This window comes from Aliivibrio sp. S3MY1, from assembly GCF_028765575.1.
Classification (GTDB): Bacteria; Pseudomonadota; Gammaproteobacteria; order Enterobacterales; family Vibrionaceae; genus Aliivibrio.
The window spans coordinates 1-11605 of sequence record NZ_JARACO010000041.1 but is presented as its reverse complement, the minus strand read 5'-3'; the positions used below and the strand labels follow the sequence as shown (position 1 = coordinate 11605).

The following is an 11605-nucleotide window of genomic DNA, read 5'->3' as shown; positions in this document are numbered from 1 at the left end:
GGTCGTCTACTTACTAGAAAATACGCCAGAGACAATAAGACTCATAGGGAAAAAGTTGATGATATATGATTATCCTGATGGAACGATAGATATCAAACATTGCGGAAAATCCTTTAAGTGCACAGTATTTGATAAATTAAGAACAGTAAATGAAGCAGCCATTACGGATAACAAACGTTTAGGAGGAGTCCTTAAGTTTGCTAAGGTTAGTCAAGATAGCGATGCTGCGCATCGAGCGAGGCCGCGTTAAATTATGTATTCAACATTCATTCAATTAACGCTATGATCTCTACATCCTTTCTTATCTCGAATTACTCACCTCTTGCCACGCAACTACAGACGCCGACGTCATGCCCAAAAAGAATTTATCCCTCGAGCTACTAAGCTGCTTTTTGAAAAAGACAATGCTTGGGAAAAGGCGCTATGGAAACACGCTCATACCTTTAGTCTGTGGCAAATCACTTGTATAGAAAGAATGCTTGCATGCGGTACCAATGCGATGGGAGCTAAGCACTACGGTTGTGAAAAATCAAACTGTTACGGCACGAAAGTAATATGTCAGAGTTGTAAAACGAAGGCATGCAGCTCTTGTGGTACAAAATCTACAGAGCAATGGATATCCACGCAGCTGGAAGTGATGCCAGATTGCGAGCATCAGCACATCACGTTCACTATGCCTAGTGAGCTCTGGCCAATATTCGACGCAAACCCAGAGCTCTTAAATGACTTATTTTCTCTTGCTGCAAATACCTTGTTAAATTGGGCAAAAAAAATGGGCCTTGAAGTCGGTATATTTGGGGCTTTACATACCTATGGCAGAGGCCTCAATTGGCATCCACATATTCATTTATCCGTAACACGAGGCGGGTTAGATGAAAATGATAACTGGCAGCCTATCTATTTCAAAAAGAAGCATGTGGAGTATCACTAGCGTCGAAGCTTAATTGATTTACTCAGACGAAAGTACGATGAGCTAAATTTATCAACAGGGAGCACAGAGCACATCCAGGATTACCGTCAGTGGAATTTTTTCTTAGAGCGCCAATATCAAAGATATTGGAACATCCATTTTACAAAGAAGACTAAGCTGTTAAAGCAAACCGTAAATTATTTAGGCCGCTACCTAAAGCGCCCACCGATATCTGCCTCAAGACTGCGTCATTATAGCGGAGGAACGGTGGTATTTAAGTATTTAGACCATAGAGATGGGGAGCACAAAACAATGACTCTAACGCAAGAAGAGATGATTTTGCGTTACGTAAACCATATCCCTCAAAAGCATCTAAAGATGGTGCGCTACTACGGTTTTCTCTCTAATAGTAAACGAGGTCGTTTACTTCCGTTAGTTTATGCGGCTTTAGAAAGTACAAAGCCAGAGCAGACAGATAAATTAACGTACGCCAAACAATACAAAGGGTTTACAGGTAACGATCCATACAAATGCACACTTTGTGGAAACAGGATGATATTTACAGGTTTTACAAAAGGCCCAAAGAATGACGAATTACTGGATTCACGTCGCTTTAGTATGAGATAAGATAAGCGATTAAGGAGCGCGGCGTAGGATACCTACGTCTAAATCGCATAAATTTGAGCAGAAACCATACAAAAACGGTGTTTTTGCATGAAGATAGGCGTTAAAAAATAATAAGTCGAAGACTCTGATAAGAAAAAATGAGGCATTTTATCTTGATGGTTAGGATTGAAATTCCTAACCATCAATTAAAAATCAACGATGTCACCAAATTTATCAACAGCTCGGTAGTAATACCACCATTCACCTTTAATTTTGATATAGGTTTCATTCATACGCCATGATGGGGAGACTTTACGTTTTAATTGACGTGCGTTTTGCTCTAGCATAGGTGCAAAAGTAATAACCCAACGATTTACAGTGGAATGGTCAATAGCACTGCCACGCTCAGTGAAAATCTCTTCAATATCACGAGTGCTGAGTTTATATGATACGTAATAACGTACAACTTGAATAATTATATCTGAAGGGTATTGGTAGCAAGAAAAATCCATGTAACGCTCTAGTTAAGATTAAATACATAACTTTGAGCATTACATGCCTGTTTAGTTCTTTTTCATGCGACAGAACCAGAATTTGTGATATTTAGTCATCAATACGATTAATATTCTACCCAAACTCTTTCTCTTGTGTATCATTTACGAGATTTTAATTAAACGATACGAAGTGCGTGGTAATAAATTACGCAAAAAAGAATAAAGATAAAATAAATACTTCCGCTGAGATTTTCAGCCAAGTTAGTGTGTTTTTAATACAAATTAAAGGAATAAAAATGAAACCAACTTTATTGTCAGTTATGCTGGCCGCTTCTTTTTGCTCATCAGCATTAGCAACAAGTACAGAACAAAACTACTTCAAATCTAGTTACCAAGACATATATGAAAATATTGGAATGACATTAGAGTCTTTACGTCAACTTGCTGACATACCTAAAAATATTGTCATTGAAGGCTTGGATCGATATCTGTTGGTAAATGGGGAAAAGTACCTTTTAAATAATGATAATTACATTCTTTTTGATTTCCCTATACCATTTAATGACGAAAGTGCATTTCGTAACGTGTTTAATTTCATTGGTAATGAATGGGAGTTAACATGGTATGACAACGGTTTGGTGGTCACTAATAAATACTTTGGAAATTATGAATATGGTGATGGTTGTTTACTTGAATATTATCCTAATGGTGTAATTAAAAATGGCCAGATAGAACGTATTGTCCTAGAAACGTCATCATGCTCATTGAATAATTTTAATACGAATATCGAGTACTTTGAACGCGGAAAAACAATTTCTGCAAATGATATGGGCTTAGAGAATTTAAATATTACTGCGGTTGAACGTTATCAAGATCGCCTCTATGTTACTCACGATACAGATCCTGGTACGGTCGTGATTTTAGATGTTGATACTGGTCAGGTGTTGAGCGAAATTAAAGGTTTTGAGGCTAATGACGTATTTTATCCTTTTCGCCGTTTGAATGAGTTATATATCCAAGGTAACTTATTGTATGTAGCATCACTTAATTCAAATCGTGTCGATATTTTTAATTTAGATAATCAACACCAACATGTTACGACTCTAGGTGGTAGTGGGCCAACCGCATTATTCCGCCCTCAGGCGACAGTATCTAATAAAGATTATGTTATTGTTGCTGGTGCATCTGAAAAAATATCAGTTTATCGTCAACAAGATGTAACCGCCGAAAACCACTTAAAAGCGCCAATACACGCAGTTTTACAATTCGAAGGGCAATATACTCATCGTAAAGTACAAATGCATGTATTGGAACACTACCTTATGGTGGTTACAGCGAACAAAAATTATTATATCTACGACTTAAATGATGTTGAATCCGCAGTCAGCTCGGGCGAAGCATTGATACCTAAAAAGATCATCAATACAAAATTGCAAAAAGTTGATAAGTCGGGTGATCAATTGGTGGTGAATCATGCGGGTCGCCTTGAATGGCACAATATTGTTGATGTTATTGCTAATGACTTTGTCTTCAGCGATCCAACGCGTATTATCACTCATCTTGACGCGAATCTGGTCAATAATCTTTATGACGTGCATTATAACGACGGCGAGTTAGTTACGGCGACGCAAAGCGAAATCCGATTTGATCAATTGCGAAGCTACGAAGTTCCGTTTATCGCCGATCAGCAAGTTGAAACGACTAAAATCCTATTCGATCAATTGATGCCGACCTCGGTTAATGAGGTGCTGTCTCTTGATGAACCACACTCTCTGGTTACAAACCCAGCGCTGCGTTCTGTCAATGTTAACTCGTTGATTAAAACTGAGTTTATTGATACTGATACGGTGCAGATCACCAACTATGCCGCCGTGGAGTTAAAAGATCTCACGGTGGAGCTTAAATTAGCGGGTATCGAAAAATGGTTTGTATTAACTAACATTGATCGCTTGCCTGCTTATGCTCAAATCACTTTGCCATTATCTGCATTCGGCCAAGGGCAGTTTAATAGTAGTAATGATGATGGTTATTTCGATTTGGCTGACTTATTTTCGAGCACCATGAACTATAGCAAACAGTTTGAGCATCGCTTTAATTCAGATACCGATCTATTTGCAAAAAAATTGGCACGCCTGAAACCGACATGGGAAATTCGTTTTGCATCAAACCATACCGGTAACTGGCGCATGATGAATGCCCTTTATGCACGTGAATGGTTGATCATATTAACCAACTTGGCATACATCGTTTCAGAAGATGAATTTGAACACGTTTGGTTCAATTTCAAAAATATTTTTGGTTACGATATGCACGCTAACGCGGGCCCAGTGGATGCACCAGGAGGATTCTTCACCGAGCAAGATTACCGATATTGGTATAATGGCTTAATGAATCGTGCCTACGTGAATGGGGGGGTAACCTCTATTGGCGGTGGTCTTGGTGGTGCTGGCATCACTGGGGTTGATACGTGGATGTTTTATACTCACTACTATGGAACGTGGGGCGTCATTGCCCACGAATTCGGCCACGGTTTTGATGGAAAAGCAACCTATGGTCACCATACTAGTTTTGCTAATGGCAGTAATGGCTGGCATCCATTAATTACGGCACTGGCAAACTATCATATTCGCAAAGGCGATCTGCCTTATACGGACGATAGTATTAACGGCTTCTATAAACCGGAATATCAGCAATATCGTCATAACGGTATCGATAACAATAAACGTAAGCATCGCTCGGATACTCATATGTATCTGATTGATGATTATTTCATGACCTACTCTAATATAGCCAAAAATTGGGCGACTAATGGTGAGCAGACTAATGTTCAAACGGTTGCCGCAATGAATAATCAAGAGCGAATTTTGATGGCTAAATCAGCAATGGGTTCAGAGAAACCTTACCTATGTCGATTCACCTTTGAAGATGGTGAGCAATATTACGGTTATGTGATGCAAGATAATAAAGAGGTCAGTTGTCGTTCAGGCGATGATATAAACTATCGTCAATCCAATGGGTCTCATGTTGCACTACAATCAAAAGCTAATGAATTTGATTGGTTGTCTCTCTACAACCCAGAGCAGAAAGGTGAGCTGGTATTACACCAAAATGGTCAACCATTGTGCCAAATTGATAATCCGCCGTTCTACGGGACCGGTTTTGTAAATGAAAAAAATCAGTGTGCCCAGTTACCGAATGTTTACTGGTCAAATGGTAATCGTTGGGCTTTTAGCAGTGGATGGACAACCCTAGAGTATAAATAAAAACAATGCCTCACACATTTTTGTGTGAGGCATTGTTAGGGGGGTGAGCACCAATGGAACAGAAAACAACTATAAGGACTTCCTCCCGTTGTCAATAGGCATTTATTTCGCAGCTACAATGAAAATTAAGATGCAGTACTATAAACGGTCATGCTGGAATATTTGGTTCTGTCGCATGAAAAAGAACTAAACAGGCATGTAATGCTCAAAGTTATGTATTTAATCTTAACTAGAGCGTTACATGGATTTTTCTTGCTACCAATACCCTTCAGATATAATTATTCAAGATAGCGATGCTGCGCATCGAGCGAGGCCGCGTTAAATTATGTATTCAACATTCATTCAATTAACGCTATGATCTCTACATCCTTTCTTATCTCGAATTACTCACCTCTTGCCACGCAACTACAGACGCCGACGTCATGCCCAAAAAGAATTTATCCCTCGAGCTACTAAGCTTCTTTTTGAAAAAGACAATGCTTGGGAAAAGGCGCTATGGAAACACGCTCATACCTTTAGTCTGTGGCAAATCACTTGTATAGAAAGAATGCTTGCATGCGGTACCAATGCGATGGGAGCTAAGCACTACGGTTGTGAAAAATCAAACTGTTACGGCACGAAAGTAATATGTCAGAGTTGTAAAACGAAGGCATGCAGCTCTTGTGGTACAAAATCTACAGAGCAATGGATAGCCACGCAGCTGGAAGTGATGCCAGATTGCGAGCATCAGCACATCACGTTCACTATGCCTAGTGAGCTCTGGCCAATATTCGACGCAAACCCAGAGCTCTTAAATGACTTATTTTCTCTTGCTGCAAATACCTTGTTAAATTGGGCAAAAAAAATGGGCCTTGAAGTCGGTATATTTGGGGCTTTACATACCTATGGCAGAGGCCTCAATTGGCATCCACATATTCATTTATCCGTAACACGAGGCGGGTTAGATGAAAATGATAACTGGCAGCCTATCTATTTCAAAAAGAAGCATGTGGAGTATCACTAGCGTCGAAGCTTAATTGATTTACTCAGACGAAAGTACGATGAGCTAAATTTATCAACAGGGAGCACAGAGCACATCCAGGATTACCGTCAGTGGAATTTTTTCTTAGAGCGCCAATATCAAAGATATTGGAACATCCATTTTACAAAGAAGACTAAGCTGTTAAAGCAAACCGTAAATTATTTAGGTCGCTACCTAAAGCGCCCACCGATATCTGCCTCAAGACTGCGTCATTATAGCGGAGGAACGGTGGTGTTTAAGTATTTAGGCCATAGAGATGGGGAGCACAAAACAATGACTCTAACGCAAGAAGAGATGATTTTGCGTTACGTAAACCATATCCCTCAAAAGCATCTAAAGATGGTGCGCTACTACGGTTTTCTCTCCAATAGTAAACGAGGTCGTTTACTTCCGTTAGTTTATGCGGCTTTAGAAAGTACAAAGCCAGAGCAGACAGATAAATTAACGTACGCCAAACAATACAAAGGGTTTACAGGTAACGATCCATACAAATGCACACTTTGTGGAAACAGGATGATATTTACAGGTTTTACAAAAGGCCCAAAGAATGACGAATTACTGGATTCACGTCGCTTTAGTATGAGATAAGATAAGCGATTAAGGAGCGCGGCGTAGGATACCTACGTCTAAATCGCATAAATTTGAGCAGAAACCATACAAAAACGGTGTTTTTGCATGAAGATAGGCGTTAAAAAATAATAAGTCGAAGACTCTGATAAGAAAAAATGAGGCATTTTATCTTGATGGTTAGGATTGAAATTCCTAACCATCAAGTGGCAGTATTTCTCCTCGTGGTTGGCTAGATGGACATGAATTGGGTCACAACTTGCAAACGGGTCGTTTACGTGTGGGTTATGCTACAGAAGACAACCGAAATACATGGAGTCAATACAGTAACCGTTCAGGTGAGAACTCAAATAACATCTTCCCTTATTATGTAATGTGGAACGGACATACGGTTATTGATGGGGAAACAACACCATTAAATGATCCTCATATGAATGGTAAAGAAACGTTTTTTGCACTGCAATCTGATTATGCAAATGTAACTGACGCCGAGGGTAATCGTGTTGTTTACACGCCTACATGTGGCATTTTAGATACAGGCAAGACATCACGCCATGAAGCAATCTGGTCACATGGTGGATATGCTGCTATCAATGGCATTCGTATGTCTTTCTATACGCAAATGGCATTACAAATGCATGGTAAAACGCTTGCGGATGATTCAGTACTAAAAAGCGGCTGGGGCATCTATTCTATGCTTTACTTACATGAGCGCATCTACGGTAAGTATGCAACAGATGAAGCAACGTGGAACGTAAATCGTGAACGTTTAGGTTTTGCTATGTTTGATTGGACAAATACACACGGCACAATGAACGCCATTCAAGGTAATGACTTTATGCTGGTTTCGTTATCTTACTGAACAGGCATGGATTGGAATTCTTATTTTGAAATGTATGGCCTGCGTAATTCCGATACCGCAAAAGCACAAGCTCGTACTCATGGTGTGAAAGGAGCTGTGCCAGTAGGTATGTATGTTCACGAACAAGATTTACCGCCAGTAAATATGTCAGAAGGTATGACGTGGTTACCACTTGGTGATGCTGAGACTGTTTGGACTCGTGATAATAGTACTCCTGCTAACTGTATAAAATGGGCTTGTTGCAAATAATCTGAATAGATAAATGAGTCCTACAATGGGCTCATTATCATTGTAGAATGACCTCAATATTAAAGAGACGATTAATGAAGGTGGCTCTCTCCCGTACTATTGTTTTTCGTCTATCGTTACGCAGCCAAAAATCAAATTGTCCCTTATTCAACATTCGTAAAGGGCGCGAATGAACTTTGTTAATCTGATGTAAACAGAACAGAGACTCTGTAATCTTTATTCCATGCAAGCTTTATTCATATTTCTTGGTACTGACAAATTCCCTTAGGATTTCCTAAACAACTTTCTAACAAAGCATCTACAGCAAGCCATATTTAATACTAAATTTCCAGCATAAATACGTTGCTCATTTTCCTTGAAAATAACATCCAACGCCCAGTGCTGCTGGTTCTCTATGTGCCAGTGTTTTCTGGTTGCTTGGGAGGCTAGCTCTAAGGATAAATGGTCTGTGCAAATATAGTATGAAGTTTCATAACTTCCTTCCCTTTGATAGTTCTATCTTTCACCACTGCAACAATACTTTTAACGACAGACCACTTTTATCTGAGTACTTCACTGAAGGCAGCTGGGAGAACATAAGCCTCACGGTTCTCTTTTCTGCCATGCCCTTTATCTTCAATAATGTACGACTCTTGTTTATCTTCAGGAAAATACCAATAATCTTTGAATTGTGTAGATTCAGTTTGACTTGCACTAAGAAATCACCACCTTTATTTACTACTTTATTCAGAGTTTCAACCTGACAATGCAGGGCATCGCTGTTAATAAACATCCTTTTATATCTAAAGGATCTAACAGTTTTCTTATCGCTGTTAGCTCCATTCCTTTGCCTTCACAGGGTTGATGTGGAGAGTCAAACCCTCGTCAACATCGAACGCTGAGACCATATAAAGAGGGTTATCTTGCTTATTCGCTTTAGCTCCTTTCAGAACCTTTCCATCAACACTGATGATGGGCTGAGCATGCCTCTCCCTATGCAAATTAACCCAGCCCACCATCCCATCTAAGAGCGTTTCAGGAACAACAGTCCTCATAATGGCTGCAATATTATGTCGGGTAGGAAGGCCATTTTTGTAGGGGAAATACTCACGTAACCAGTCGATATTTCCTTCACCAAAATCCTTGATATCCGTCCATTTATTTTGACTACACAGAATGGCTGTTATGACAACAAAAGCGACTTCCATAACAGGGTAGACTTGGTTGATGTGCGAATGGGTATCTTTCACTTTTTTTAGCTGTTCAATGATAATTGAACGAGTTTCTCATTTTTTTACTTCATGATCTGATCGTAACTATCAGAAAAAGTTCCAATCGAAAATAAAGTTATTTAAATTGAGTCATTGAGATGGTAGCTTAATTAAAAGAGAGGGGATTTTCGGTTAGAAATGAATTTTTTCAACAACCTCACAACCCCAGTTGGCAGATGATGAGCTAAAATTAATTTAAGCTCATCATTGAGATAAATTAAACCGATCTGAGGTTATTTAATAAATAATGGTGAGTATTTCGCTGGATTAAGAGACGGATTTATCATCCATAAATTACCGCTATTTACGGGTTCTTTTGCTAAGCTGCTTTTATCAATACATCGTTTAAATTGAAAATCCACAATTGAATCACCTCGACCTAAACATTGTTGGTTACCAATAGACTTTAATTGAACAGCACCAGATGTTGAAGGAATAAGTGTGAACATCATAGACTTATCGTTACTGCATGAGTTTAAAATCAATTGATTATTATCATCCACCGTTAAACATTCGTCAGCATCTGGATTTTTAAATTTAACCCAACCACTAGGATCTATAAGTAAAGTTTTTTTAGTTGTTTCAACTTCTATTATCTCCCAATTATTATGATTAAATCCTTTACCATTCCAATTCGCAATAATACCGCCAGTATATACATTTCGAACATTAAATTTCATTGTATCAGAAGTAGACTGCAATACTTCGTTACTACTACAACCAGATATTACTAAGAGCAATCCGCAAGTGCATAAAAATCTTTTCATTGGTTATCTCCTAAAAAAACCAACTGGAAAATGATCGGACGCAAATTGTCCTCTCATATTACCAAATAATAATGAAGCCCTTAATAGCGAAGGAATGAAACTTACAGAATTCCCAATAACGGCATAGTCCAAAGTCCCCCCGCTTGCTTGAGTTGGATCAACAGGGGCGACAATCTGAGTATGCCTTTGAGCAGGTATATCTAAACTATTTTGCAAGTCAACAGGGGATCGATTAAAATCACCAGCAATCATCCAATTAGCGGCCTGTCGAATGGGGTCTGTTTGACGATCAAAATACTGTAGAACACTGTTGACAATAGCAGGAGCATCAACGCCTCTATTAGCTAAAGCATGTGTAGAGAAAAAAACATCATTTCCCAGACGGATACCTATAATGGGACGCGATGCAACAGTTGGAGGAGGTAACACTATAACTTCATCAGCTCGCTGCGAAGATACAATAGCTAAATTAACGCGATTAGCACCAACATCTACCCTAGAAAAGTAAATAAACATAGTTTGCGGACGACTATTAGTACCAAGATTCCATTCATATTCATTCATGGGAATACCTGGTGTATAGAATTCTCTTGGAGTCAATACGGCTGAAGATGGAACACTTCCGGCTTCCTGAAGCATTAATATATCACTAGACCTAGCGCCAGAAATTAATTGGCGAACATTATTATTCCATTTATTTTCTGTTAACGACGACGACCCCTGTAGATTCCATGTAGAAACGTTATAATCATCGATGGCCGCCCATGATAATAGAGGAAGTATACTAAGAATAAACGCAAAACTTTTCATCGAATTGAATCCTTATGTACAATAGGCTCAAGTTTTTTAACCGGTAATGGTGGAACTAATGTTGGTATAATAATATTAGCTAATGACGATTGAATTGGAGGAGAAATAATCCACTGTTGTTCAAACACTTCATTATTCATATCTGTACATTGCTCCATAAAAATTGAGAACGCATAAGGAGAACGTATCGTTCGGTCAAGAAATTCAGCTCTTAAGCACTGAGATGTGTCAACATTCTTTATTGATACAGCGCCATTCATTAATGGAATCAATTCAAATTCTTGTGATAACTTTCCACTTACACATGTATTATGAATGACACCATTTTTATAAGCCTCGATACATGAGCCTTGCTCACTATTTACGAATTTATAACGCCCTTCTGTCACTCCATCAATGATTTTCCAATTTCTATTGTTGCCAAAATCAGAAGAATCGAAAGGTGTATAACCCCATAACCAGTTACCTACAGGCCTTGCCCAAACCGTTAATACCGCGCCTCCGGCACTTAACAAAGATACATCTATAGAAGCTGTATTATTAGGTGAAAAAAATTGCACGTTTTTTTCATTTACAATTTTCCCAGCCTCACCGACTAATTCCATTTTAGAATGCGGAAACTCTGGATAATCACCAATTCCTGATGACGAACATCCGGTTACTATAGGTAATACAATAAATACTAATTTTTTTATCATGCTAATAACTCTCATAAAATAAATAGTAATTTTATATATCAAAAACACGCAAAAACAACTCTAATCTATCACGGTTACTACATACATCTCAAAATATTGCGGTAAATA

Annotated in this window: 6 protein-coding genes and 6 pseudogenes; 6 read left to right on the top strand and 6 right to left on the bottom strand. The window is 38.7% G+C overall.

What is annotated here, in order from left to right; genetic code table 11:
• Both PVK62_RS16535 and PVK62_RS16530 read left to right on the top strand, forming a co-directional pair.
• Nucleotides 1-250 (top strand): annotated as a pseudogene (locus tag PVK62_RS16535) (ISNCY family transposase); the annotation flags it as partial.
• Between the two features lie 72 nt (nt 251-322).
• Nucleotides 323-1537 (top strand): annotated as a pseudogene (locus tag PVK62_RS16530) (IS91 family transposase).
• A gap of 188 nt (nt 1538-1725) precedes the next feature.
• Here the strand turns inward: PVK62_RS16530 and PVK62_RS16525 are convergent.
• Nucleotides 1726-2028, bottom strand: a pseudogene (locus PVK62_RS16525) (IS6 family transposase); the annotation flags it as partial.
• Nucleotides 2029-2306: 278 nt separating this feature from the next.
• Between PVK62_RS16525 and PVK62_RS16520 the strand changes: the two are divergent.
• The 4 genes and pseudogenes from PVK62_RS16520 (at nt 2307) to PVK62_RS16505 (ending at nt 7972) form a co-directional block, all read left to right on the top strand.
• Nucleotides 2307-5273: a hypothetical protein gene (locus PVK62_RS16520; protein WP_274421039.1), complete on the top strand. Its 2967-nt coding sequence runs from the start codon at nt 2307-2309 to the stop codon at nt 5271-5273.
• Nucleotides 5274-5667: 394 nt separating this feature from the next.
• Nucleotides 5668-6882 (top strand): annotated as a pseudogene (locus PVK62_RS16515) (IS91 family transposase).
• A 226-nt stretch (nt 6883-7108) separates the two neighbouring features.
• Nucleotides 7109-7723 (top strand): hypothetical protein, encoded by a 615-nt coding sequence (locus PVK62_RS16510; RefSeq protein ID WP_274421038.1) that lies wholly within the window; start codon nt 7109-7111, stop codon nt 7721-7723.
• Between the two features lie 6 nt (nt 7724-7729).
• A complete protein-coding gene (locus PVK62_RS16505; RefSeq protein ID WP_274421037.1) occupies nt 7730-7972 on the top strand; it encodes a hypothetical protein in 243 nt (80 codons plus the stop codon).
• Between the two features lie 37 nt (nt 7973-8009).
• On the opposite strand, the pseudogene PVK62_RS16500 reads toward PVK62_RS16505, so the two are convergent.
• The 5 genes and pseudogenes from PVK62_RS16500 to PVK62_RS16475 form a co-directional block, all read right to left on the bottom strand.
• Nucleotides 8010-8132: pseudogene (locus PVK62_RS16500) on the bottom strand (IS6 family transposase); the annotation flags it as partial.
• A 19-nt stretch (nt 8133-8151) separates the two neighbouring features.
• Nucleotides 8152-9225, bottom strand: a pseudogene (locus PVK62_RS17710) (ISAs1 family transposase).
• A gap of 230 nt (nt 9226-9455) precedes the next feature.
• Nucleotides 9456-9989, bottom strand: coding sequence for a hypothetical protein (locus PVK62_RS16485; protein WP_274421036.1), 534 nt, complete (start codon nt 9987-9989; stop codon nt 9456-9458).
• Between the two features lie 3 nt (nt 9990-9992).
• Nucleotides 9993-10799: a cytolethal distending toxin subunit B family protein gene (locus PVK62_RS16480; RefSeq protein WP_274421035.1), complete on the bottom strand. Its 807-nt coding sequence runs from the start codon at nt 10797-10799 to the stop codon at nt 9993-9995.
• Nucleotides 10796-11497: a cytolethal distending toxin subunit A/C gene (locus tag PVK62_RS16475; RefSeq protein WP_274421034.1), complete on the bottom strand. Its 702-nt coding sequence runs from the start codon at nt 11495-11497 to the stop codon at nt 10796-10798. The genes PVK62_RS16480 and PVK62_RS16475 overlap by 4 nt, the downstream gene beginning before the upstream one ends.
• Between the last annotated feature and the right edge of the window lie 108 nt (nt 11498-11605).